Source organism: Mycobacterium sp. 4858, assembly GCF_900240975.1.
Classification (GTDB): Bacteria; Actinomycetota; Actinomycetes; order Mycobacteriales; family Mycobacteriaceae; genus Mycobacterium.
Genome location: NZ_LT968775.1, coordinates 599,226 through 621,805 on the forward strand (window position 1 = coordinate 599,226; position 22,580 = coordinate 621,805).

The window sequence follows — 22,580 nt, forward strand, 5'->3', positions numbered from 1 at the left end:
ACATTTCGGTTCCGGGTGAGGCTTGACAGTGTTTCGGCTGATCCTTGACGCTCCCTAGATGAGGGAGTTGAGGGTGGCTGATCGCTCCAGCATGTCCGAAGTCTCCGGACCCACCGGGCGGTTCACCAGCCGTTAAGCTTGAAAGTTCCGGGCCTCTACCCGAAGGTCCGACAACCGCCGAGAGGTCGACGGCGACATGTCCGGAGGATTTCTATCGTCTCATCGGGTCCGCGCTGCGGCGCACGCGAAGGCTAAGGTCGCGCAGCGGGCGACGCGCTCGGCGAGAGTCTGTAACCGAACTGCGTTGCGGCGCAATGGAGACGCGACATGACCACACGGCTCATATGGCAGTTGAGCCGGGCTCATGAGCGCGTCGAGCAGATCGAGGCGCGGCTAACCGGCCCGCTGGTCGTTTCCCGCCGCGGCACGATCTGCCCGACGCGACCCGAGGAGATCGTGGCGCTTCTGCACGACACGACCAGACTCACCCATCCGATGCGGGGCCACGACGACGCTCACCCCTGGGTACCCACCGGCGCGGCACCCGCCCAACACGCCAGGTACCGGGCGCTCCTGGACCCGCTGTTCAGGCCACGAGCTTTGGCGTGGCTCACGCCATCCATCCAGGAACACGTGGTGGCGCTCGTCGACGGGGTGGCCGCGAAGGGCCAGTGCGAGGCCGTCGGCGAGATCGGCCGCCGGCTGGCGGCCCAAACATTGCTGACGCTGCTCGGATTGCCGGCAGGCAGCCTTGAGAGGCTGCTGCATTTACTGGCGCGGCAAGCGGAATTCCCCAGGAGCGCGCCCTTCCATGCCGACCTGATCGAATACGTCAGCCAAGCAATTTCCACAGCCAGGCCGCCGGGGATCATTGCCGCCGTCCGCGGTGAATTCGAGGAAGTGGAAATACTGAGCTTTGTCTTGCTCCTGTTCGGTGCGGCAATCGAGACGACGACCGCGGGAATCGGTTTTGCCCTGTTCGAGCTGGCCACCGACCCGCAGTTGCGGGCACTCCTCATCCGCCACCCCGATCAAATCGCAACGTTTATCAACGAGGTGCTGCGCCTTTACTCTCCGATCGGCTATTGCCCGCGGGTCACCCTGGAGGAGATCACCATCGGTGGGGTGAAGGTGCCGCCGCTAACCGAACTGGAACTCTCATTGCGCACGTTGAATTTGGACGGCGGTTACCTCATAACGTACAGCGACGACAAAGTCCACGGTCGCCCGTACTACTCATTCGGATCCGGGTCGCGGCGATGTCTCGGAATGCACGTTGCCCGAATGCAGCTGAGCGTCCTCGTCGCCGAGTTCGTGCGTCGTATCCCCGGATTCACCGTGGCGCCGGGCCACGTCGAGTTGAACGTCGGCGATGACAGCACCCGACTCGGCCCGACCGCCATGCCCTTGCAGTGGCCGACGTGAGAAGCGAAGGACGCATTGAGCCGCATGCCGGAGAAGCTGGCCGACCATGGGGTCGCGTAGGCAGGGCGCAGGCGCAGTCGACGGGCTCACCGTCCTGGGATCGACGCTGCCGCAAGAGCTTACGACGTTCATCGATCAGGTCGTGCCGATCCTGCGGCGCCGGGGTCGATTCCGCCGAGTGCACCGCGTCCACATTTCCCGATCAACCTGGGCTTGAACGACCGGCTTAAAACTCCTCGCGATCGACAACGAAGCGAACCTGACAGGCTTTGTGAATATTGCCCGGGCGGAAGCCCACGACGTCGGTATCGACGACTCGAAGACCCAGGCCTTTGAATATCGAGTGCCATTCGTCGATGCGCTTGAATTGGCAACCAAAATTCATGTCGACCAGACCCTGGGCGACGGCGTTGCCAAAGAAATCGATAAGCACCAGCGCGTGAAATTGATCGCTTTCGTCGAGCTTGGTGAATTCGGTCAGCTCGATTTGCCCCGCCGCAACCCCGGACGGGGCCGCGGGGACGGCGTAGGTGTCTTCCTCGATGATCAACCGCCGCGCGACACGTCGCAAATTTTTCAGCAACGGAATCAAGTCGGGTTCGTCCACGTGATGCAGGACGGTCTTGATGATCGCACTGTCGAACATGTCGTCCGCATAGGGCACGTCGACGGGCGAAGCCATCTGCCGAAACGGCAGATGTGCGGCGTCGGCGCCGCGGTAGTCCATGACGTCGGTGGTGTAGCAGTCGTAGCCGGCACGTGCGACCAGCGCAGCTAAATGACCGCGGCCGCTGCCGAAATCGAGCACCATGCTTCCGCTGATGGCATCCGCGAAATTCTTGAAGTCCTGCACCGGCTTGCGCTGTGACTTATACGCCGAGTAGCCCTCGCTGAACCACGACCCGTCTCCCTCGGATGTGAAGAATCGTGTGTGCACCTCTTCGGCCGCTTGGTAAAGTTCACGCCCATTATCTGCCGCCAGCAAGTACTTGGATACGTCTTCCAGGGTCGCTCGCACGTCGTCGGAATAATCGGGAAAATGGGATTTGTAACTGTGTTCCAGTACCGACAAAGTAAAGTTCAGGGCGGTGGTTTCGTGCTGCAAAATCCCGTGAATAAACTCGTATTGAGCTCGTGTGGTGGCTGTTCGCACCAACAATCCTTCCGTCACGCACGCTTCAAACGCCTGGCGCGGCATCGTTGGGTAGCGGCAGGCGGAGGCCAAAGCAATTGACTGAAAGCATGGTATCAGTGCATTGCGAATAGAGATATTTGGCGAAAGAGCCGTTAAATTTCCCTGGTTCGCCTTTACATCGTTGCTCAACGCGCGTAAAGCAAAGACGGCCAGCTGAATGACGCGGCCGCGGCTCGCCACTTCGGCCGCCGAGCGAAAGCCCGTGTGACATGCGGTTCTCACCGGTCCCGACCCCACCGCTTCGACCCGGGCGCCTCGAACGCTGTCGAAAAGCGTCATTGAGGGCAAACGATCGCGGACGCGTAGCGCTCCCGTCGTCAGCGTGCCCGCGGCGCCGACGCGGCAGCTCAATGAAGTGTCCTGTGAGCCAGCGCATTCCACGGGGCGAATGTGGTCAGAGACACATCCCGCCGGTGCCGGGGCCCACCCCCGTTAGGGTGCAGCCTATGGCGGTGCTGCGTGGCAAGAGGATCTTGTTCGACATCGATGGCACCCTGGTCGACTCGACCGCCACCGTCGAACGCTCCTGGGGCACCTGGGCCGACGAGTACGGCGTCGACTACCAAGAGGTGCTCAAGGTGTGCCATGGCAGGCGGACCGAGGACACCGTCGCGCAATTCGTCGCACCACACGACCGCGTCGCTGCGACAGCCCGGCTACTCGCTCTGCAAGGGCTGGCCGATCTCGACGGTGTCGTGGCGCTACCGGGAGCACGCCGACTGCTTGATGCCCTCCCACATGGTCACTGGGCCGCAGTGACTTCGGGTCCGCGCTCGTTGATGGCCGCCCGACTGGCGGCGGCGCAGCTCCCCGCTCCGAAATTGCTGATCGGTGCAGAGGATGTAGCAGACGGCAAGCCAAACCCCCAGGGCTACCTCAAGGCGGCCGCCGCGCTGGGCCTCGACGCCCAGGAGTGCGTGGTCGTGGAGGATGCGCCCGCGGGCGTCGGCGCTGGGCGGGCCGCGGGGGCGCAAGTGCTTGCCGTCACCACCACTCACCACGCGACCGAACTGGCAGACGCCGACGTCGTCGTCGGCGATCTCTCCTGCGTTGACGTCGAGGTCACCGATACCGGTGTCGCCCTGCTGATCAACTGAAGCGGTACGAACTCTGCCGGCCTCTTCTCGGATGCCTCGCCCCACAACCGGTGTGCGCGCCGCCCACGGATTGCGGCCCGTGCCCGCGCTGTAAGTTCGTCCGCGGCCATAACGACCGTGGCCGCCTGCGCCACTGACATGAAGCGAGAGGACGCCGATGAGAACGATCGCATACCGCCGCGCGGGAGTCGTTGGCCTGGCCGCCGTCGCGCTGATCGCCGTGGGCTGCGCCGATACCAAAAGCGCCAGCCCGTCGGTGCCGCAGCGGGCCGGGGTCAGCGTTACCTCCGCACCTCAACAGCCGGCGCCGCCCACCGAAGTGAAGCTCGCCGGGGAGCGCGGGGTCGAGGTGACGCTGACCGGACCGATCGCTGCGAAGTACGCGTCGGCAACGCAGAGTCAGAAGGACGCTCTGGGCAAGCCCCTGACGGGTGACCACAACGCGGGCACCCGACCGAGCGGGCTGGTGTTCCAGCAGTTTCAAGGCGGCGTGATCACCGCGAAGAACGGCGACGCCGGTACGCCCGCCTACATCACGCTGGGCAAGATCCGGGAGGCCTGGAACGTGCCACGCGACCCGTCCGGCGTACCCGCGATCACCGGTGAGAACGGGTCGGCGGGCCCGCTGGGCTCCCCGACCAGCGACGCCAACACCGTCGGCGATGCGCTCGTGTCCAACTTCGAGCACGGCCAAATCGCGTACAACCCGACGACCGACCAGCTCCAGGTGACGGTCAACGGCAAGGTCGTACCGTCCGGGCTGTAGCCCTGAATTCGTCGCGCGGCGGGCGGGCGCACTCCACGGGCCCGTGTTGCTGCACAGCGAACACCTGAGTTCCGCGCGGGGGCGCCGCCAGCCTCCCCGGCGATAAACTGACGCCTTCGACGTCGCAGTTGGCGCCGCTGACGCGGCGATGGGAAAGGTGGTAGGCGGTGACCGGGTCCGGTGGCGAGGCGGCCTCCGCCGTCGAGCACGCCATGCGGTCCGACGAAGAGGCGGCCGCGGGTTATCGAGAGTGGCTGGCCGCCGCCCAGCGGGCCGGTCGACGGGTGCTGCAGGAGCCGGACGGCACCTACGTGCTGTGGCGGCGCGACGACGTCCTCGCCGCCGTCCGCGATGGCGATCTTTTCGCGAGCCGCCAAAGCGAACTGATGCCCGGCAATCCGCCGTTCGGGCCGTACCGGGAAATCATGGTCGACCTGTTGTTCAATCCGGTCAATTCGCGCGAAATGCTGAGTCCCGTGCGCGGGATCATCGAAAAATGCGTCGATGCCGTGGCGACGAAGCTCGACCGCTGCGACGGGGCGCGCGTCGCCGAGGTGGTGTGGCGCGCGGCATTCGTCGCGGTCTGTGGGCTGCCGACGGACACCCCCATCGAAGCCGTCAACCCGATGCTGGTCGGGGCGATCCGCCGAGCACCGCTCGGTGGCCCCGACGTGATCAGCCGCCTCGCCACCGAACCGCTCACCGACGAAGAAGTGCTGGGCATCATCGGCGCGGTGCTGCGCGGTCTGGTTTTCACGTCGTTCGCTATCAAGGCCGGGCTGGCGGTGCTGGCGCGGAAGCCGATGCTTCAGCGCGAGCTACGCGAAAACCCGGACCGGCAACGCAGGTTCATCGAGGAGCTGCTGCGGCTGGACGGCGGGGCGAAGACCGTCTCACGAAGAACGACTCGGAGGGTGACGATCGGCGAAACGACCATCCCGGCCGGGTCTCCCATCCATCTGTGTGTCGGACTGGTTCATCGTGACGAGGCCGACGACATGTCCGGCCACAGCATCAAACTGGATGGCCCGCAACGGCATTGGAGCTTCGGCGGAGGCCCGCACCGGTGTCCGGCCTCGCACCTGGCCCGGGACCTGCTGGAGATGTTCTTCGAGGTCTGGCTTGCCGAGGTCCCGTTCTTCTGGTTCGACTCAGATGGTGGCGATGTCCCCAACGCGTGGCATCCCAAGCCCTACAACCCGGCGCCCAATGAGATCTTCGAGGGATGGTTCCCGGGTCAGGTGCCGCTCAGGTGGCGACCGGGGCCGTGACCAGGCACGGATCAGGTGCCCGCTGCTTCCTCGGCAGAGTGGTCCATTCGATCGACGCGCTATCGTCTGCGGGTGGCCATATCGACTCCTGCGAGCACAGCGGTCGCGACAGTGCTTGCGGTAACCGCGTGCGTGACGGCGCCCCTCGTCGCCGCTGACCCGACACCCCAGCAGTCGCCGTTTCCGACCGGGAAAGCCGGCACCACGATCCACGTGACGGAGTACAGCGGCGCGACCGCCGACGTCACCCTCAACAACGCGAACTGGGTCTCGTCCGGCTGCTCGCTCAGCGGCGGGGGCTGCAACGTCATCGAGCTCACCATCGTCGGCAAGTCCGATGCACCCTTCAGCTACAGCCAGACCTCAGTGACCGCCGCGTCGTCGCCGTGGCGGCAAGACCCGTATCGGGACATCCAAGGCGCCTCACCCACGATTGACTACCAGAAGATCAACAAGACGCCGCCGCTGCGCTCGGGAAGCGTCACCAACGGCCAGACCGCTCACGGATTCATCGCCTACGACGCCAGCGTCGCCCAGGGCGACGTTTACGTCGAATTCCTCGACCCCAACGCTCCGGCGGCGCCCACCCCGCTGGCGGGCTGGAAAGTCCACACCTAGCAACCCATAGGTATCTGACAAGCTGTCGGCGTGAACGAACCGTGTCCCTGCGGCGGCGGTGCCACCTATCGCGTGTGCTGCGGACCGCTTCACGATGGCGAGTCACAAGCCGGTTCGGCTGAGGAACTGATGCGATCGCGCTACTCGGCGTTCGCCTACGGTCACGCCGACTATCTGTTCCGCACATGGCATCCGCGCACCCGTCCGGCCGACGTGACGGTCGACCCGCGTATCAGATGGACCGGCCTGAACGTGATCGAACTGCGCGAGGGCGGCCCGGACGACGATTTCGGTGAGGTGGAGTTCACGGCCCGGTTCGAGTCCGCGGGTCGCGCGGGAAGCCTGCACGAGCGCAGTCGTTTCGAGCGCCGCGCCGGCCGATGGTTCTACCTCGACGCCGCCGCCGCGGAATGACCGGGGAAAGGGTTGGTTGCTCCGGTCGCCTGATGGAGCGAGTGACGGGACTCGAACCCGTGTATACGGCTTTGCAGGCCGCTGCCTAGCCGCTCAGCCACACCCGCATGAACCATCAGCATTCCAGCGCGTGCGCCTGCCGCCTACCGTTTTCCTCACCCTGATCGATTGGCCTGGCGGCGGTCTGCGCCCCACCGGGAATCGCCGGTTAAATTACCCCTATGCGCGTTGCTCGCCTGATCAGTGCACTCCTGGCGATCCTCATGACGGGACTGCTGATGCCCGCCCCCGCCGGCGCGCAACCACCGTCCAAGCTCATGGACCACGTCACCGACGGCGTCGGGGCGTTGACGGATCCCGGTCGGGCGGCGGTCAATGCGGCGATCGACCGGCTCTACAGCCATCGGCATATTCAGCTGTGGGTGGTCTACGTCGACAACTTTTCCAGGTTCAAACCCGATAACTGGGCCGAGCGAACCCGCGGCGCCAGCGGATTGGGCGACCACGACGCGCTGCTGGCGGTGGCCACCAACACGAAGCTGTACGCGTTTTCGGTGCCGCCCAATACGGCAGTGACGCCGGACGAGCTGAACAGTCTGCGCAGCAACCAGATTGAACCCGCGGTGGCCGTCAAAGACTGGGCGGGTGCTGCGGTCGCCGCGGCGGACGGGTTGAACAAGGCGGTGGGCACCTCAAAGCCGATGTGGGTGCCGATCGCGATCGGACTCGGCGTCCTGGTGTTGATCGTCGTGCTGTTTCTCGTGTTCTATCGGGTGCGCCGCCGCCGGCGTGCCCCGCGGCGGGTCGACCCCGGCGATGGCCAGATCAGCGTGGCCGATTCGGCGGGGCAGGCGTTGTCCACCGCGGACACCAGATTGCGCCAAATCTCCGACTACGTCACCCGGCATCACGACAGCGTCGGCGCCGGGGCGCTGGCCCGAGTCGACGAGGCGAAAAGGCATTTCGCGGCGGCGCAAGCCAAGGAAGCGAACAATGCCGCTGAAGCAATCGCCCACGCCAACCGGGCTTCGACGCTGGCCGCGCAGGCGCAAACGCTCGCGAACACCGACGTGCTGGCAGCGCACCGCCCACCACGAGGCCGGGGCTCCGCATCCACCCGATGATCTTTGCGCCAACCGCGGGCCTCAGAAGCAGCCGCTCACATGAATCCGTCGGCCGCCTCCCACACAGACGTTGACCGGGGGCGGCGGTGGCGGCGGTGGCGGAAAGTCTTGCGGCAGCGGCGCATACGCCTCCGGCGGCGTCACATTGGCGTTGACCGTATCGGCGATGTTCGTGCACCCGCTCACGGAAACACGCCTGCCGACGCTTGCGCAGACGTCCGCGTTGGCCACGCCGGCGGGCTGCACGACGGCATAGATCTCTGGAATGGCGGCAAAGGCCAACGCCGCCAGCGCACCTGCAGTCCAAGACCGCACGTTCATCGGGATCTCCTTCCCATCACGGCTGCGCTCACGCGCACCGGAGGCGAATCGAGGGCGCTTGTAAGGCATGCTCGCACAGCCCGACAGTCAGGGAGTCGCGCCGACCTGCCCGAGTAGCGGTGTCCACTGGCAGCGTTGCCTGATGTCAGCCAGCGGTTGGCGAATGTTCTCGAGATCGGACTGCTCCTGCGGGTTGGCGTTGAAGTACTGCTGCACGTCCTCCCGAATCTGATCCTTGGGCTGATCCTGCAGGCCGGTGTAGAACCCGTTGAGGTCCGGATGGGTGTACAGATACGTCGAGAGCGCCGCGGCCACACCGGCCGCAACGCCGGCCATGTCGGCTGCCGTGCAGTTGGGGGGCCGGGGCGGCGGATCGGCCACGGCGGTCCCCGCGGTCGCACATAGCAGGGTGCCGCTGAGCGCGCCGGCGCCGATCGCCCCGACCAGTAGCCGGCGCGTGAACAGAGATGCGAGGAACATGACTGGCTCCTTTATCCGGCGATGAACCTGGCCGGGACCGATGTCGGTTGCCGCCCGCTTCAAGCTGAGTCGAGCTGCAATTGGCATGGTGTCAACTCTGGGCACGCCGCGAGGGTCATTACTCGGGCCGAAAGTCACTACTAGGACGGCCAACCGTCAGCAGATTGCCTATTCGGCGTTCATGGGTGAGCGCACGACGCGAACGCCGTCGAAGACGAGTTTGTGGGCCGGCCGGCGCAGGGCCTCGATGGTGCCGTCCGCATGCGCGATGACTCCGCCGCCCGAGGGGATCCCGAGCCCGGCGGCCGCTCCACCCAGCGATTCGATGGTCCGCGCCAGCCGTGCCCACCCGGCTCGCTCGTCGTGCGCGTCGACGACCAGGGGGACCAGACCGAACACGTCGAACAGCCCCGGCTCGGGGGATTGCGGTGCCTCGACCATCCCGTAACGCCCGAGCTGGACGGCGCCGGCCGAGATGCCCACCAGGACTGCCCCGCGGGCGTACCGGTCCAGGATGACGTCCCTCATGCCGGTTTCCTCGAACGTGTGCCAGCCGAGACGCGCGTCGCCGCCCGCGAGGACGATCAGCTGGGCGCCCTTGAGGAAGGCGCGGTCTGCGCGGTCGAACGACGAGTCGATCATGCGACGGTCGGTGATCCCGACGGCTTCCATCGCCGCCTCGAAGATGTCGTAGAACTCGGGGCGATCCCCGTTAGAGGCGCCAAGGTAGGCCGCGCTCGGCGGTGTGGCCCCGGCCAACCGCTCGACGGCTTCTTCGAGGAGCAGTCGGCCCCGCCGCCTCCAGAACAGCAGCTGGCTGTCCGCCAGCAGATAAAGCGGCTGATGTAGTGGGGCAATACTCATAACGGCCATCGTCGGTGGGGCGATTCAAAGCGTGGTCAAGACCGAGTAAACCCCCTATGTCCGGCCTTGACGATCAACGCCGCCCGTAGGGATCGCTCAGGTGAACGGTTAGGTTTGTATCCATGGGCAACGAAGGGGGTGGATCGGCGTTCACCTGGCAGGGCCGGCGCGAGCTGGTGAGCCAGATACACGAACAACTCGACGAGCTGGTGGCGGCTCGCGACCAGATGGAACAACTGGTGCGGGTCATCAGCGAAGTCGGTTCCGATCTCGACCTGGACGTGACGCTGCATCGCATCGTCACGGGCGCGATCGAGCTGACCGGCTCCCGCTACGCAGCCCTGGGCATCCGCGCTCCCGACGGCACCCTGGCCACTTTCGTCCGCGCCGGCATCGACGAGCAAACGGCGCGGCAACTCGGCGAATTGCCGGTGGGCGACGGTCTGCGCCTCGACGACGTGAGTGCCCATCCGCAGGCCGGCGAGCTGCAAGCCCACCATCCGCCGATGCGGGCACTCCTGGGATTGCCGATCACGGTGCGGGCGGCCGACTTCGGAAGCCTCTACCTGGTCGACGATCGCCCCGGCCGGGTGTTCACCGACTCCCAGGCCGCCGCCGTGCGGGCGCTGGCGATTGCGGCCGCGGCGGCCATCGACAACGCGCGGCTGTTCGAGCGGGAACGTGAGTCGGCCAAGTGGACGAAGGCCAGCCGCGAGATCACCACCGCGTTGCTGTCCGGCGACCCACAGACCGGGCCGTTGCAGCTGATCGTGAACCGGGCGCTGGAGTTGGCCGGAGCCGAGCAGGCCATCCTGCTGGTTCCCAAGGAGCCCGACCTGCCCGCCGAAGAGGTCAACACCCTCGTCGTCGCCGCGACGGCCGGGCGGTACTCCTCCGAGGTGATCGGTCGCCAGGTGCCGATGGACGGCTCCACCACCGGCGGTGTCGCGCGGCGAGGCCTGCCGTTGATCACCGATTCCTTCCAATACCCGATCGAGGGATTCACCGACGTCGGCGAACGCTCCGCGATCGTCATGCCGCTGATCGCCGACGGCGCGGTGCTCGGCGTCATCGCCGTCGCCCGCGACCCGCAGCAGTCCCCGTTCGGCAGCGACTACCTCGAACTGGTCAGCGACTTCGCCCGGCACGCGGCCATCGCCCTGGCGCTGGCGGCGGGTCGCGAACACGCGCTGAATCAGGAACTCGCGCAAGCCGACACCGTCGACGAGGCGATCAACGCCGCGGCCGAGGAGTTGCGCCGACTATGGCGGGCCCGTCGCGTCGTTGCGGTCACCTTCCCAACTCACGGCTCGTCGAACGAAACCGCTTACGCGGCACCGCAAGTCGTATCGGTAGGCGAGTCCGCGCAGTGGGATGAACTGCCGCCCGCCACCCAACAGACGCTCAGCTCACTGCGAGACGGCGACCTCCTCACCCCCAGCACCGGGGACGCCGGGACGGCGGGCATCGCGCTGCAGCATCCCGAAGGCGTGCTCGTGGTGTGGATCGATCTGGCCGAGCGGCGGGCGTTCACCCTCGAGGACCAGACTCTGCTCACGGTCCTCGCGGGCCGCCTGGGCCAGGGCCTGCAGCGGGTCCATCAGGTCGACCAGCAGCGCGAAACCGCGCTGGCGCTGCAGCACGCGATCCTGGGCCCCGCCGATCTGCCGCACGGCTTCGCGGTGCGCTACCAGGCCGCCAGCCGGCCGCTCCAGGTCGGCGGCGACTGGTACGACATCGTCGACCTGGACGACGGGCGCATCGCGATGGTCGTCGGCGACTGCGTCGGGCACGGCCTGGCCGCCGCCACCGTGATGGGCCAGGTGCGCAGCGCCTGCCGGGCGCTGCTGTTCGAAAACCCAAGCCCGGGCGCCGCTTTGGCCGGGATGGATCGCTTCGCGGCGCGGTTGCCCGGCGCCCAGTGCACCACCGCCGTCTGCGCGGTGCTCAACCCGGAGACGGGGGAGCTGGTGTATTCCAGCGCCGGGCACCCGCCGCCCATCCTGGTCCACGCGGACGGCACCACGCAGATGCTCGACGACGGTCACACCATCGCGTTGGGGGTGCGTGCGGATTGGCCCCGCCCCGAGGGTCGGGTGATCCTGCCGGCGCGGGCGACCCTGCTGCTCTATACCGACGGGTTGGTCGAACGCCGCCGCACCGCGCTGGGACATGGCATCTCCCGCGCCGCGACGCTGGTGCAGGACGGACGGAGCTCCACCCTCGACGACTTGGCGAATAACATCATGTCCGGTTTGGCTCCCGGCGGCGGCTATCAGGACGACGTCGTCCTGCTGCTCTACCGCCATCCCGCGCCGCTGGAGCTGACCTTCCCCGCCGACGTCAGCCACCTCGCCCCGGCCCGAACGGCGTTGCGCCACTGGTTGACTCGGACCCGGTTGGACCCAGAGCAGGCGATGAACGTGCTCGTCGCCGCCGGCGAGGCCGTCGCCAACGCCATCGAGCACGGTCATCGTGACAAACCCGAGGGCACGATCAGCCTCGGCGCGACCGCACTGGTGGACCAAGTGCAGTTGACGATCACCGACACCGGCACGTGGAAGCCCCCGCAGCCGGCCAGCTATCCATATCGGGGCCGGGGTATCGCCCTGATGCGGGGGCTCATGCACGACGTCACCATCGACCCCGACGCCGCCGGAACCACGGTCCGTCTATCCGCGAGGATCACGTGATGCCCACGTCGCTCACCCTCGACACCGCGCGCCGCAACGACGGGGAACTGATGTTGGTCGCCGCGGGGGAGATCGACCTGAGCAACATCGACGCCTTCGTTCAAGCCCTCACCGCCGCCAGCGGCCAGGCCGCCGGGGGTGGCCCGCTCACCGTCGACCTCAGCGGCGTCGAGTACCTGGACAGCGCCGCCATCAACGCCCTGTTCGCCCACGCCAACCACATCAACCTGATCGCCCACCCGATCCTGATGCCCATCCTCACCATCAGCGGACTCACCGAACTCGTCGCCGTCGAGCCCGCCTCGCCCATCGCGGACGGCTGACGAGCCTCTCAGGTCTCAGGGATTTTCGGCGATCCAGGTGGTCGTGAAGCGCTGCAACGCCGGAATGCTCTCGGCCAGGTCGGCTTCCATCGACTTCTCGAGCTTGCGGCCCACCAGCGGGATTTTCACCGCCACCTGGACGGCAAACCGCAGTTGCGTGCCGTCGTCGGTCGGCGCCATCCGTGCTTCCGCACGGCCGGATCCCACGCCGCCTGAGGTCACCACCCTGATCTGCCCTCGGACCTCGCCGCCCCCGCTTGGTCGCCACGTCTCGCTGTGGACGATCTTGAGCTCGCCGGGGACGGCTTTGGCGATCAGCGTGGGCAGTAGCTGGCGAGACACGTGCTGGGTCGCGCGAACCGCCACCGTGCCGTCGGCGTCGACGACCAGTGAATCCAGGGTCGTGGGAGCATCGCTGACCCGAAGGCGGGCCAGCCAATAGTCCTCGCGGCCGAACGTTGCGTGGATCTGCTCCACGCTCACCGGCGACTCGATCAGGATGTCGAAGGAACGCGACATGGCATCGATTCTTCCAAAATGCGACGGGTCCTGGCTGCGACGCCTGCCACACCCAAGCCATGTTTCGAACGTACGTGCGATGGCTATTCCCCTGCGCGGAGGTGGAAGACATGACTGACGACACGCAACAGGCGGCCGGCGAAAATCCCGAGAAGGACCCGTCCCAGTGGGTGACCGGCGACGAGCCGATGACCGGTCCCCAGCGGAGCTACGTGCACACCCTGGCCCAGGAAGCCAAGCGCGAGGTGCCCGACGACATGACCAAGGCCCAGGCGTCGGAGCTCATCGACGAGCTACAGCAAGAAACGGGCCGCGGCAACTGACTAGCCGGCGGGCCGGCTCCGGATCGTCGGCGGCGTCGGCGTACGGGGCCGGCCCGCCTTGCGGGCGAGGTCTCCAAACCTGACGCTGACGCGTTGAAACCCCTTGACCTGTTCGGCTTTTGCCTTCTTGGTGTACGTCTTGCGGTCGGCCGGGGTGAGTTCCGCGTCATCGGTGAACGGCGTGAGCAAGGCGCGCGGGTAAAGCCGTTCCACCAGAACGACATTGATTTCGGCGCACAAAACCAGTGTTGACGAGATGAGAAACAGGAAGGCCAACAATCCCAGCACCAAAGCGAAGACGCTGTTGGTGGCGCTGGCCGTCTTCACCGTGTGCCGGATGTAACCGGCTCCGCCCCACTGCAATACCTGCCAGATCACAGCTGCCGCAAGCGCTCCGGGCAATACCTGGCGATAGGTGAGCCCCCGGGCGGTGGTCACCCGGAAGGCCACGAGGCAGATCAGTGCGTTGATTCCCACGGCGACCAGTGCGACGCCGATCTTTCCGAATACGCCCAGCGCCCCGGTGGCCTGGCCGGCCGCGGACAGGGCGGTGGCGGCCAGGGCGGCCGAGCCGAGGACCAATAAGAGAAGCAGGCTGCGCGCGCGGGAGCGCAACGGGTCGGGACGCTTGTTCCTCGGTACGGCCCATACCGAGTCCATCGCATTCTGCACGGCCTGACCGACGCCCAGGCCACCGTAAAGCGCACCTGCGATGCCGACGACCACGGCGACGGTGCCGCCGCTGAGGCCTGCGGGCTCATGCAACTGGTTGCCGATGACGGGGAATTGGCTCAAGGTGCTGTGCAGCACCTGTTGCTGCAGATCCGGGCGCCCCGCGAGGATCAGCCCGAGGCCCGTCGTCAACAGCAAGAGCAGGGGGAACAGCGACACGAAGCCGTAGTAGGTGATCAATGCGGCCAGATATCCGCCTTGGTCGTCGAGGTATTTGTAAACGACGGCGATCACCACGCCCGCGGCGCGGTTTCGTCGCTGCAGCCTGTCCAGCCAGCCGACCATCTCGTGCTCACTTCGTCGCAGCGGAAGCGGATCCCCCCGATGGGATTGCCAGGTGATACCCGAATTCGGCGACGGTCAACCGTGGGTCAGTTCGCCGCCGGATTCCCTGCGAGGATGGGGTGATGGCCGACGATGTGAAGCGCTCCGAGCGCGAATTCAACGAGCGCAACATCGAGGAGTTCCGCCACAACGGCGGCAAGGTCGGCGGACAGTTCGAGGGCTTTCCGTTGCTGCTGTTGACCTCGACCGGTGCGCGCAGCGGTGCGCAGCGAGTGAATCCCGTCGCCTACTTCGACGTGGACGGCAGGATCTACGTCGTCGGGTCCGCCGCGGGCCGGGACAACAACCCCGCATGGGTGCACAACATCCGCGCCAACCCACGGGTGACTGTGGAGATCGGCTCGCAGGCCCCCAAGCCGGCGACCGTGCGTGAATTGCCGCCCGACGAGCGCGATTCCGTGTATCGGATCGTCGTCGAGCGCGCGCCGGGGTTCGGCGAGTACCAGGAGCGCACCGACCGGCTCATCCCGGTGTTCGAACTGGTTACCGAATAACAGCACCGCCAGTGGGTCGCCTGTCGCAAAATGACCGACATGAGCATCGCGGCGATGAAGCACCTGTTACGGGGTTGGGCTTTCGGCGCCTTCGCGCTCGCTTTGACGGCATTGCCGGCAATCGCGATTTCCGCGCCGGCCATCAGCCGCGCCGACCCGAATTGCGCTGAAGGGTTCGTGTGGAGCGTGGACTTGCATCAATGCGTTCCCGCGGTCCCCGCCGTGAACGGGCCCGGCGGGCCGGGTGGACCAGGTGGTCCCGGCGGGCCGGGTGGGCCTGGCGGCCCCGGCGGGCCGGGTGGACCGGGTGGGCCTGGCGGCCCCGGCCCCCGGTAGGACCCACAACCACGCCCCGGGCCCGCGGCGACCTGCCGCGAAACACGCGGGAACCCACAGCACCTCGCGGTCGTTATAGTGGCTAAGTATCGCTTCACTCCGAGGGGGAAACAGGCGCATGCCACGCACAGACAACGACTCGTGGGACTTGGCCACCAGCGTCGGCGCGACGGCCACCATGGTGGCCGCGGCCCGGGCGATCGCCACCAAGGCCGACACTCCGCTGATCGAGGACCGGTTCGCCGAGCCGCTGGTTCGCGCCGTCGGCGTGGACTTCTTCACACGATGGGTCGACGGTGACCTCGACGCCGCCGACGTCGACGACCACGACTCCGGGTGGAAACTCGAGCACATGCCCGCGGCCATGGCCGCTCGTACCCGGTTCTTCGACGCGTTCTTTCGCGAGGCGGCGCAGGCGGGCATCCGTCAGGCCGTCATCCTGGCGTCCGGCCTGGACGCGCGCGCTTACCGGTTGTCGTGGCCGGCCGACATGACGGTGTTCGAGATCGACCAGCCGGAGGTGATCGAATTCAAGACCACCACACTGGCGAAGCTGGGCGCCGCCCCGCAGGCCGACCTGCGCACGGTCGCGATTGACCTGCGACGCGATTGGCCGAAAGCGTTGGTGGAAGCGGGTTTCGACAAGAGCCGCCCGACGGCCTGGATCGCGGAAGGCCTTTTCGGGTACTTGCCGCCGGACGCGCAGGATCGCTTGCTCGACAACATCTCCGCGCTGAGCGCCGAGGGCAGCAGGCTGGCCGTGGAAGCCATCCCGGACCGGCCACAACAGGACGTCGAGAAGGCACGGGAGATGATGCGCAGGGCCACCGCCAAGTGGCGTGACCACGGCTTCGAGTTGGATTGGGAGGAGCTGGGTTTCGAGGGCGAGCGCAACGACGTTGCCGAATATCTGAAGAACCTGGGGTGGCGGACGGTCGGCACCAAGATGAGCGAGCTGTTGGCCGGCAGCGGGCTCGCCGCGATTCCGCAAACCAACGACTCGGTGTCGGTCGCCGACACCATCTACTACAGCTCCGTGCTGGGCAAATGACGGCACCGAGTAGGCGGGGGCTCAACGACACGGTCACGCGGCTGTGGAGTGTTCTGGCCCCGGCGTACGATCTGCCGTTCCTCCAGCGGTGGGTTTACCGCCCGCCTCACGATGAGGTGATTGCGCAGCTGCGCGCTCATCGGGCCCGCAAGATCGCCGACATCGCCTGCGGCACCGGCATTCTCAGTGACCGGATCGCCCGAGAGCTGGTGCCCGACGAGATCTTCGGTGTCGACATGTCCGACGGCATGCTCGCCCGCGCCCGCGCCAGGACGGACCGGGTGCGGTGGCTGCGGGGCCCGGCTGAACAGTTGCCGTTCGACGACGGTGCGCTCGACGCGGTGGTGACCACCTCGGCGTTCCACTTCTTCGATCAGCCGGCGGCGTTGCGCGAATTCCACCGCGTCCTGGCGCCGGGCGGGTTGGTGGCCGTCGCGGCCTTGAGCGCCCGGCAACCGCTGCTGCAAGCACCCTCGGCCAACAGATGGAAGCCGCAGCACAATGCGTCGCCGGGGGAGATGCGCGCGTTGTTCGAGGGTGCCGGGTTTGCAATCAGCGATCAGCATCGCGTTCGGCGACCGATGTGGACGCAGGTCATTCCCGACCTGATTACGGTCGGCACCAAGAGCTGATCGATCGTCAGGCGGCGAACTTGCTCACGACCCGCGGAGCCGGCCGCGAGAAATGCTCGCACTGACCGGCGTGCACGACGCGCGAGGGCCGGTAAGCGGGCAGCGGGGGGGCGACGGTGACTTCACATCGAGCCAAACGCTGCTGCCCGGGCGCAGCCGCTCGTTCGATGAAGTCGGCGGCGATCCACCCCGCGGCGAATATCGCCAACGCGACACCGAACTGAAGCGGCGATCCGGCGGCAAGCGCGGCCAATGCGCAGATTCCCGATACGACGGCGACGACAACCGTGCCCGCGTAGAGCGGGCTCACGCGAAGTTCTGGCGAGGTCATCGCGCCTCCTGTCCGGTCAATTGCTCAGCTTTGAGCCCAATCCGTGACCTCGATGTTTCGCTATCGAGACACGTCAAACGAGGGTCATACGGCATCTATGGGATGGCGTAGGGCCCCCGCCCGAAGGCCAAAGGTCCCACCTGAGCAACCACCGCACGCGTCGCCCCGGCGGCCTGGCTCGTTCATCGGACGGCAGCACAGCGCCCGCCTCGCCAAGTGGCGAAGCGGGCGCTGTGGTCACTGCTGTTTACAGCGGAATCCAGACTCCGAAGAACCAGAACCCCCACTGGTGGAATCCGTCATCCCACATGGGCGTCTCCTGGTAACCCCAGTAGTTGATCGGGCCGTATCCCCATTGCCCGCCAGGCGGCGGGAGTGGCCTGTCCCAATCGGGTCGCGGCGGCTCGCCGGGCCCCCAGGGTGCCGGCCCGTCACCCCAAGGTGCGCCGCGGAAGTAGCCACGCTGCGGGTCTCCGTGCCACGGGCCGCCCGGCCCACCGGGTCCGCCGGGACCGCCGGGACCCCCAGGCCCGCCCGGGTGATCGGGTCCGCCGGGTCCGCCCGGTCCGCCCGGTCCGCCCGGGTGATCGGGTCCACCGGGTCCGCCCGGTCCGCCCGGATGATCGGGACCGCCGGGTCCGCCGGGTCCGCCGGGTCCGCCCTGGGGGCCGCCGGGGTGACCGGGGCCACCCGGTCCGCCCGGACCGCCGGGTCCGCCCGGACCACCGGGGCCGCCCGGATCACCCGGTGCGTTCGGTGGATGGATACCTCCGGGTGCTGGCCCGCCGTGACTGCCGGCCGGGCCGGGCGGCGCACCCGGAGCGGCGTTGGCCGCACCGGCACTCATACCCAGCGCGGCGGCTCCCAGAGCGCCGGCGACGGTGATCCCCCCGAGTATTTGCTTAAGTTTCATAGTCCTTCACCTGTCTATCGGCTGGTGAACTCCTCAGAATCCCCCCTTACCCGACCGACCCTAGATAGCTTCCCTATGCAACGGCTGTGAGTGGTCCATGCAGAACCTCTGGGGCGCGCCGACCTGCGTGTTGACGTGGCGGAAGGGGGGCGGACGGCGCCGGGAACCGCGAGAGATAAGCCACGGCGACTTGTGACGGCGAGTCGTCGCAGACGTTTATGTGTCGCGAATCGACGCCGGCCCGCCGCGGCCACCTTCGGGCAAAACGCCGCGGCCGAGACGTCGTCACTGCTTTGGCAAGGCTACGTATGCTAGTCCGCCGGCGTGGCGGCGTATATCGTTGCGGCCGTGTCGAGTCCGTCGCATCCGCATCCCGCCGAACCGCATCAGGGCTCGGTCTCATCGAAGTTGAACTGGTTGCGCGCCGGAGTGTTGGGCGCCAATGACGGAATCGTCTCCACGGCGGGCATCGTGGTGGGCGTTGCCGCCGCGACGATAGAACGCGCCCCGGTATTGACCGCCGGCAGCGCCGGACTGGTCGCCGGGGCGGTGTCGATGGCGCTGGGCGAATACGTGTCGGTCAGCACCCAGCGTGACACCGAGAAGGCGCTGTTGCACAAGGAGCGCCAAGAACTGCGCGACGATCCTGCCGCCGAGTTGGACGAGCTCGCCGCCCTCTACGAGGCGAAAGGCCTGAGTGCGGCCACCGCCCGCACTGTCGCCGAGGAGCTGACCGACCACAATCCGCTGCTCGCCCACGCCGAAGTCGAACTCGGTATCAATCCCGATGAGCTCACCAACCCGTGGCAGGCGGCGTCGTCGTCGGCGCTGTCGTTCGCGGTCGGCGCCCTGCTGCCGCTGATCGCCATCCTGGCGCCGCCGGCGGCGTGGCGAATCCCGGTCACCGTCGCGGCCGTACTCGCCGCGCTGGTGATGACCGGGGCGGTGTCGGCCCGTTTGGGTGGGGCGCCCAGGGGCCCGGCCGTGCTGCGCAACGTCATCGGGGGCGGCCTCGCGCTGTCGATCACCTACGCGATCGGCCACCTGGTGGGCGCCGCGATCGCCTGACGCGCGCCAACGCCGTTGCTCGGCTGCACAATTGACCCGCAACAGGTCGGCCCGTTGAGACTGGCGAGCAAACTGTAATATCTACTGTTGCCATCCTCACACGAGGGATCCATCTCTGGGCGGAGCGTCGTGCATTGACCGAGACCAATGTCGTGCCGGATGACGTTGCTGCAGCGGCGCAGGCGCCGTACTTCTCGCGTGACGAAAGCCGTTTCGTGCCAAATCGGATCGCCCGCGGTGGGTGGGGTCCATCGCTCAGCGGGCATGTGGTTGGTGGCCTGCTGGGCTGGGCGCTCGAACGCGCGGTCGATGACCCGGAACTGCAACCCGCCCGGCTGACCGTCGACCTTCCCGCACCGGTCGCGCTGGAACCCATGAAGGTGCACACCACCGTGCACCACGACCGTCGGCGCCTGCGGCTCGTCGAGGCCGTCGTCACCCAGCGTGACGCCCCGGTCGCGCGGGGGAGTGCGCTGTTCCTGCGCCGCGGCCCCCAGCCGGAGGGGCAGGTGTGGTCGCCGCAACCGCAGATGCCGCCGCTGCCCCTCGAGGACGGCGCCCAACCCACGCTCTTCATGCGCACCTACGGCTGGGGCACCGAACTGCAGAATCGCGACCCCGACTGGGCCGACACCTCGGGCCCGAAATATACCTGGCTGTACGAGACACGTTCGCTCATCGACGGCGAACCGCTCACCCCCTTCACCCGCGCCGCCATGGCGGCCGATATCACGGCGTCCCTTGCCAATTGGGGCACGAACGGCTTGCAGTTCATCAACGTCGACTACACGCTCACGCTGAGCCGGCTGCCGGAAGGCCCGCACATCGGCATGGCCTCCCTGACCCATTACAGCCACGACGGGGTGGCCACCGGGTCGGCCGTCCTCGTCGACCGCACAGGTCCCATCGGCAGTGGCGTGTCGGTCGCGATAGCGCACTCCGGATTCCGCCCGACGCAGGTCAATCCGACGAACGAATGAGCATCGGAAGCGGCGTCACCTACTGGACGTTGATCGCCGACGCGGCGAAGACGGCATCGCCGCGGCCGTTGCTCGCCGACGACCAGGGGCGCCGCCTGACCGCACGTCAGTTCCACGACGCCGCCTGTGCGACGGCCGCCGCGTTCGCCGAACGCGGGATCGGCGCGGGAACGGTCGTCTCGTGGCAGCTGCCCACCACGCTCGAAACCATGGTCGTGATGGCCGCGCTGGCCCAGCTCGGCGCGGTGCAAAACCCGATCATCCCGATATTGCGGGAACGCGAGGTCGGCTTCATCACCGAGCAGCTGTCCTCGGAATACCTTGTGGTTCCCGAGGTTTGGCGCGGCTTCGGGCACGGCGCGCTGGCGCGCGACCTGGCCGCGGCCCGCGGCTTCCAGGTGATCACGCTCGACTTGGCGACGCCGCCGATAGGCGCCGAGCTCCGGCTGCCGCGCGCAGGAACCGATGCGCTCGCGCCCCCGCCCGCTTCGGCTGGCGACCCGCGATGGATCTACTACTCGTCGGGAACCACCGCGGCGCCCAAAGGGATCCGGCATACCGACGCATCGGTGATCGCCGGTGCGATGGCTCTGGTCGGCGCGGTCGGCATCACCGACAGCGACGTTGATCCCATCGCGTTTCCGGTCGCGCACATCGGCGGGGCGGTGATGCTGGCAGCAGCGCTGCAAACCGGCATGCGGTTGGCACTGTTCGAGGTATTCGACCCCGCGACCACACCGTTTTCCATCGCGGCGCACAACCCGACGTTTCTGGGCACGGCCACGCCGTTCTTCGTCGGCTTCCTCGCGGCCCAGCGAGCCCACGGCGACCGGCCGCTGTTCCCCTTCCTCCGCGGCTGCCTGGCCGGCGGTGCGCCCATCACCGCCGAACTGGGCCGCCAGGTCCGAGAAGCCTTCGACCTGCCCGGCATCGCCAACGCGTGGGGCCTCACCGAGTTCCCCGTGGCGGCTTCCCCGTCGCTCACCGCCTCACCTGACTCGCTCGACCACACCGTCGGCACGCCGACGGCCGGGGTCAAGGTCCGGGTGGTCGGCGCCGACGAAACCGAACTGACCACCGGGCAGGAAGGTGAGTTGCGGCTCAAGGGACCCCAGTGCTTCCTGGGCTACGCCGACCCCGCTCTCGACGTCGACGCGTTCGACCACGACGGCTGGCTTCGCACAGGCGATCTCGGCCTGGTCGACGAGGAGGGAAATGTGCGCGTGACGGGGCGCATCAAGGATGCGATCATTCGCAACGCGGAGAATGTCTCGGCCCTCGAAGTCGAGAATGTGCTGGCCACCCATCCCTCGGTCGCCGACGTCGCGGTCATCGGCGTCCCGGACCCGCGTACCGGCGAACGCGTATGCGCGGTGGTGGTACCCGCGACCGAAGAGGTATCACTGGAATCGCTGGTGCGGCACTGTCATTCGAGCGGGTTGAGCCGCTACAAGCATCCCGAGCGCCTGGTGATCGTCGATGCGCTGCCGCGCAACCAGTTCGGCAAGGTCATCAAGAAGGACCTTCGCCAAGCCTTCGGGTGAAGCCAGGGGCGCTATAGCCCCTTGGGCGCTTCGCGGACGGCCTGGACCGCCGCAGCGTCGCCGTCGAATTCCACTTGCGCGGCTCGCCCCACCGAGAACAGCAACAGCTCCTCGGGTGCACCGGTCACCGTGACGGCGGGGCCGCGTCCCGCCGTGAGTAGGGTCTTGCCCTCCGGGGTGCGCAACGCCACCCGGCCCGGCAGCTTGGCCAGCGTGAGCCGCGCCATCAGGGGCAGGGTGCGGCGCAGCCTGGCGCTCAGCTCGGGTTCGAGGGCGCGCGGCTGCCAGCCCGGCTGTGCCCGCCGCACGTCCTCGTGGTGGATGAACATCTCGGCAACATTGGCGACCGGATCGAGCAGCTTGAACGGCGAGTAGACCGGCGGACCGGACGCCACCTTGTCGACCAGCTCGTCCCACCCCTGCTCGGCCGCCTGGTTCTGCACCTTCTCGGTGTGCGACGCGAAGAACGGGATCAAGATGCCCGGAGCGGCGTCGGGCCGATACTCCCGGATCACGAGGTGGGCGGCCAGGTCGCGCGTCTTCCACCCTTCGCACAGCGTCGGCGCCTCCGGTCCCACGGCGCGCATCGTCTCCACCAGGGCGGCTCGTTCGCGTTGAGCAACAGACATGGCCTCAGCCTAGAGGCCGGCGGGACGAGGGCGAACCCCCAAGCGCCTGCGCTTCGCAACTCGGTAAATTTGACTCGTCAACGTCCCCGAGG

At 67.4% G+C, this 22,580-nt stretch carries 25 protein-coding genes and 1 tRNA gene; 16 read left to right on the top strand and 10 right to left on the bottom strand.

The genetic code is table 11. The features are described from left to right. Positions 1-327: 327 nt before the first annotated feature. Positions 328-1,425 (top strand): cytochrome P450, encoded by a 1,098-nt coding sequence (locus tag C1737_RS02720; protein WP_102417148.1) that lies wholly within the window; start codon positions 328-330, stop codon positions 1,423-1,425. A 226-nt stretch (positions 1,426-1,651) separates the two neighbouring features. Here C1737_RS02720 and C1737_RS02725 read toward each other — a convergent pair whose 3' ends face one another. Then, on the bottom strand, positions 1,652-2,899 hold the full coding sequence (locus C1737_RS02725; protein WP_102417149.1) for a bifunctional 2-polyprenyl-6-hydroxyphenol methylase/3-demethylubiquinol 3-O-methyltransferase UbiG: 1,248 nt from the start codon (positions 2,897-2,899) through the stop codon (positions 1,652-1,654). A 167-nt stretch (positions 2,900-3,066) separates the two neighbouring features. Here C1737_RS02725 and C1737_RS02730 point away from each other — a divergent pair, with 167 nt between their 5' ends. The 5 genes from C1737_RS02730 (at position 3,067) to C1737_RS02750 (ending at position 6,786) form a co-directional block, all read left to right on the top strand. Beyond that, positions 3,067-3,717: an HAD-IA family hydrolase gene (locus C1737_RS02730; RefSeq protein WP_067917444.1), complete on the top strand. Its 651-nt coding sequence runs from the start codon at positions 3,067-3,069 to the stop codon at positions 3,715-3,717. A gap of 157 nt (positions 3,718-3,874) precedes the next feature. After that, positions 3,875-4,483, top strand: coding sequence for an LGFP repeat-containing protein (locus tag C1737_RS02735; RefSeq protein WP_102417150.1), 609 nt, complete (start codon positions 3,875-3,877; stop codon positions 4,481-4,483). A gap of 167 nt (positions 4,484-4,650) precedes the next feature. After that, a complete protein-coding gene (locus C1737_RS02740; RefSeq protein ID WP_102417151.1) occupies positions 4,651-5,754 on the top strand; it encodes a cytochrome P450 in 1,104 nt (367 codons plus the stop codon). A 78-nt stretch (positions 5,755-5,832) separates the two neighbouring features. After that, positions 5,833-6,372, top strand: a complete 540-nt coding sequence (locus C1737_RS02745; RefSeq protein ID WP_369807511.1) for a hypothetical protein — start codon at positions 5,833-5,835, stop codon at positions 6,370-6,372. A 30-nt stretch (positions 6,373-6,402) separates the two neighbouring features. Further along, the gene (locus C1737_RS02750) at positions 6,403-6,786 is read left to right on the top strand and encodes a YchJ family protein (protein WP_068091363.1); all 384 of its coding nucleotides are present in this window, start codon (positions 6,403-6,405) and stop codon (positions 6,784-6,786) included. 33 nt (positions 6,787-6,819) lie between these two features. Here C1737_RS02750 and C1737_RS02755 read toward each other — a convergent pair. Beyond that, positions 6,820-6,893: transfer RNA gene (locus tag C1737_RS02755), tRNA-Cys, on the bottom strand. 114 nt (positions 6,894-7,007) lie between these two features. Between C1737_RS02755 and C1737_RS02760 the strand changes: the two genes are divergently transcribed. Then, positions 7,008-7,910 carry a YgcG family protein gene (locus tag C1737_RS02760; protein WP_102417153.1) on the top strand — a complete coding sequence of 301 codons (903 nt, stop codon included), beginning with the start codon at positions 7,008-7,010 and terminating at the stop codon, positions 7,908-7,910. 21 nt (positions 7,911-7,931) lie between these two features. On the opposite strand, the gene C1737_RS02765 is transcribed toward C1737_RS02760, so the two are convergent. From C1737_RS02765 to C1737_RS02775, 3 genes are all read right to left on the bottom strand, one after another. Further along, positions 7,932-8,231, bottom strand: a complete 300-nt coding sequence (locus tag C1737_RS02765) for a hypothetical protein (RefSeq protein ID WP_082974769.1) — start codon at positions 8,229-8,231, stop codon at positions 7,932-7,934. 87 nt (positions 8,232-8,318) lie between these two features. Further along, a complete protein-coding gene (locus C1737_RS02770; protein WP_102417154.1) occupies positions 8,319-8,711 on the bottom strand; it encodes a heme-binding protein in 393 nt (130 codons plus the stop codon). A 168-nt stretch (positions 8,712-8,879) separates the two neighbouring features. Further along, positions 8,880-9,575, bottom strand: coding sequence for a Type 1 glutamine amidotransferase-like domain-containing protein (locus C1737_RS02775; RefSeq protein WP_102417155.1), 696 nt, complete (start codon positions 9,573-9,575; stop codon positions 8,880-8,882). Between the two features lie 122 nt (positions 9,576-9,697). Between C1737_RS02775 and C1737_RS02780 the strand changes: the two genes are divergently transcribed. Both C1737_RS02780 and C1737_RS02785 read left to right on the top strand, forming a co-directional pair. Then, on the top strand, positions 9,698-12,268 hold the full coding sequence (locus tag C1737_RS02780; protein WP_102417156.1) for a SpoIIE family protein phosphatase: 2,571 nt from the start codon (positions 9,698-9,700) through the stop codon (positions 12,266-12,268). Beyond that, positions 12,268-12,591 (top strand): STAS domain-containing protein, encoded by a 324-nt coding sequence (locus C1737_RS02785; RefSeq protein WP_067917575.1) that lies wholly within the window; start codon positions 12,268-12,270, stop codon positions 12,589-12,591. The genes C1737_RS02780 and C1737_RS02785 overlap by 1 nt, the downstream gene beginning before the upstream one ends. Positions 12,592-12,606: 15 nt before the next feature. Here the strand turns inward: C1737_RS02785 and C1737_RS02790 are convergent, their stop codons facing one another. Continuing rightward, positions 12,607-13,110, bottom strand: a complete 504-nt coding sequence (locus C1737_RS02790) for a DUF2505 domain-containing protein (protein ID WP_067917460.1) — start codon at positions 13,108-13,110, stop codon at positions 12,607-12,609. Between the two features lie 110 nt (positions 13,111-13,220). On the opposite strand from C1737_RS02790, the gene C1737_RS02795 reads away from it, so the two are divergent. After that, complete coding sequence (locus C1737_RS02795) at positions 13,221-13,433, top strand: DUF3072 domain-containing protein (protein WP_102417751.1); 213 nt, start codon at positions 13,221-13,223, stop codon at positions 13,431-13,433. Here the strand turns inward: C1737_RS02795 and C1737_RS02800 are convergent, their stop codons facing one another. Further along, the gene (locus C1737_RS02800; protein WP_102417157.1) at positions 13,434-14,450 is read right to left on the bottom strand and encodes a YihY/virulence factor BrkB family protein; all 1,017 of its coding nucleotides are present in this window, start codon (positions 14,448-14,450) and stop codon (positions 13,434-13,436) included. Between the two features lie 122 nt (positions 14,451-14,572). Here C1737_RS02800 and C1737_RS02805 point away from each other — a divergent pair, with 122 nt between their 5' ends. The 3 genes from C1737_RS02805 to C1737_RS02820 all read left to right on the top strand — a co-directional run bounded on the left by C1737_RS02805 (position 14,573) and on the right by C1737_RS02820 (position 17,023). Further along, on the top strand, positions 14,573-15,004 hold the full coding sequence (locus C1737_RS02805) for a nitroreductase family deazaflavin-dependent oxidoreductase (protein WP_102417158.1): 432 nt from the start codon (positions 14,573-14,575) through the stop codon (positions 15,002-15,004). A gap of 454 nt (positions 15,005-15,458) precedes the next feature. Continuing rightward, entirely contained in the window at positions 15,459-16,391 is a 933-nt protein-coding gene (locus tag C1737_RS02815; RefSeq protein WP_067917466.1) for an SAM-dependent methyltransferase, read from the top strand. Further along, the gene (locus C1737_RS02820; protein WP_102417159.1) at positions 16,388-17,023 is read left to right on the top strand and encodes a class I SAM-dependent methyltransferase; all 636 of its coding nucleotides are present in this window, start codon (positions 16,388-16,390) and stop codon (positions 17,021-17,023) included. Before C1737_RS02815 ends, C1737_RS02820 begins: the two co-directional genes overlap by 4 nt. Positions 17,024-17,030: 7 nt before the next feature. On the opposite strand, the gene C1737_RS02825 is transcribed toward C1737_RS02820, so the two are convergent. Then, positions 17,031-17,354, bottom strand: coding sequence for a hypothetical protein (locus C1737_RS02825; RefSeq protein ID WP_102417160.1), 324 nt, complete (start codon positions 17,352-17,354; stop codon positions 17,031-17,033). A 247-nt stretch (positions 17,355-17,601) separates the two neighbouring features. Beyond that, the gene (locus tag C1737_RS26550; RefSeq protein ID WP_142393417.1) at positions 17,602-18,267 is read right to left on the bottom strand and encodes a chitin-binding protein; all 666 of its coding nucleotides are present in this window, start codon (positions 18,265-18,267) and stop codon (positions 17,602-17,604) included. Positions 18,268-18,615: 348 nt separating this feature from the next. Between C1737_RS26550 and C1737_RS02830 the strand changes: the two genes are divergently transcribed. The 3 genes from C1737_RS02830 (at position 18,616) to C1737_RS02840 (ending at position 21,859) form a co-directional block, all read left to right on the top strand. Then, the gene (locus C1737_RS02830; RefSeq protein ID WP_067917579.1) at positions 18,616-19,335 is read left to right on the top strand and encodes a VIT family protein; all 720 of its coding nucleotides are present in this window, start codon (positions 18,616-18,618) and stop codon (positions 19,333-19,335) included. Between the two features lie 134 nt (positions 19,336-19,469). Then, positions 19,470-20,315, top strand: a complete 846-nt coding sequence (locus C1737_RS02835; protein WP_102417161.1) for an acyl-CoA thioesterase domain-containing protein — start codon at positions 19,470-19,472, stop codon at positions 20,313-20,315. After that, positions 20,312-21,859, top strand: coding sequence for a class I adenylate-forming enzyme family protein (locus C1737_RS02840; RefSeq protein ID WP_102417162.1), 1,548 nt, complete (start codon positions 20,312-20,314; stop codon positions 21,857-21,859). Before C1737_RS02835 ends, C1737_RS02840 begins: the two co-directional genes overlap by 4 nt. 11 nt (positions 21,860-21,870) lie before the next feature. Here the strand turns inward: C1737_RS02840 and C1737_RS02845 are convergent, their stop codons facing one another. Then, on the bottom strand, positions 21,871-22,488 hold the full coding sequence (locus tag C1737_RS02845) for a TIGR03085 family metal-binding protein (protein WP_068096746.1): 618 nt from the start codon (positions 22,486-22,488) through the stop codon (positions 21,871-21,873). Positions 22,489-22,580 lie beyond the last annotated feature (92 nt).

Coding starts and splice junctions, on each gene's coding strand:
- C1737_RS02765 (WP_082974769.1), bottom strand. CDS start 8,231: ATGAACGTGCGGTCTTGGACTGCAGGTGCGCTGGCGGCGTTGGCCTTT.
- C1737_RS02845 (WP_068096746.1), bottom strand. CDS start 22,488: ATGTCTGTTGCTCAACGCGAACGAGCCGCCCTGGTGGAGACGATGCGC.
- C1737_RS02790 (WP_067917460.1), bottom strand. CDS start 13,110: ATGTCGCGTTCCTTCGACATCCTGATCGAGTCGCCGGTGAGCGTGGAG.
- C1737_RS02775 (WP_102417155.1), bottom strand. CDS start 9,575: ATGAGTATTGCCCCACTACATCAGCCGCTTTATCTGCTGGCGGACAGC.
- C1737_RS02720 (WP_102417148.1), top strand. CDS start 328: ATGACCACACGGCTCATATGGCAGTTGAGCCGGGCTCATGAGCGCGTC.
- C1737_RS02785 (WP_067917575.1), top strand. CDS start 12,268: ATGCCCACGTCGCTCACCCTCGACACCGCGCGCCGCAACGACGGGGAA.
- C1737_RS02815 (WP_067917466.1), top strand. CDS start 15,459: ATGCCACGCACAGACAACGACTCGTGGGACTTGGCCACCAGCGTCGGC.
- C1737_RS02840 (WP_102417162.1), top strand. CDS start 20,312: ATGAGCATCGGAAGCGGCGTCACCTACTGGACGTTGATCGCCGACGCG.
- C1737_RS02730 (WP_067917444.1), top strand. CDS start 3,067: ATGGCGGTGCTGCGTGGCAAGAGGATCTTGTTCGACATCGATGGCACC.
- C1737_RS02825 (WP_102417160.1), bottom strand. CDS start 17,354: ATGACCTCGCCAGAACTTCGCGTGAGCCCGCTCTACGCGGGCACGGTT.
- C1737_RS02820 (WP_102417159.1), top strand. CDS start 16,388: ATGACGGCACCGAGTAGGCGGGGGCTCAACGACACGGTCACGCGGCTG.
- C1737_RS02795 (WP_102417751.1), top strand. CDS start 13,221: ATGACTGACGACACGCAACAGGCGGCCGGCGAAAATCCCGAGAAGGAC.
- C1737_RS02805 (WP_102417158.1), top strand. CDS start 14,573: ATGGCCGACGATGTGAAGCGCTCCGAGCGCGAATTCAACGAGCGCAAC.
- C1737_RS02770 (WP_102417154.1), bottom strand. CDS start 8,711: ATGTTCCTCGCATCTCTGTTCACGCGCCGGCTACTGGTCGGGGCGATC.
- C1737_RS02760 (WP_102417153.1), top strand. CDS start 7,008: ATGCGCGTTGCTCGCCTGATCAGTGCACTCCTGGCGATCCTCATGACG.
- C1737_RS02780 (WP_102417156.1), top strand. CDS start 9,698: ATGGGCAACGAAGGGGGTGGATCGGCGTTCACCTGGCAGGGCCGGCGC.
- C1737_RS02725 (WP_102417149.1), bottom strand. CDS start 2,899: ATGACGCTTTTCGACAGCGTTCGAGGCGCCCGGGTCGAAGCGGTGGGG.
- C1737_RS02735 (WP_102417150.1), top strand. CDS start 3,875: ATGAGAACGATCGCATACCGCCGCGCGGGAGTCGTTGGCCTGGCCGCC.
- C1737_RS26550 (WP_142393417.1), bottom strand. CDS start 18,267: ATGAAACTTAAGCAAATACTCGGGGGGATCACCGTCGCCGGCGCTCTG.
- C1737_RS02800 (WP_102417157.1), bottom strand. CDS start 14,450: ATGGTCGGCTGGCTGGACAGGCTGCAGCGACGAAACCGCGCCGCGGGC.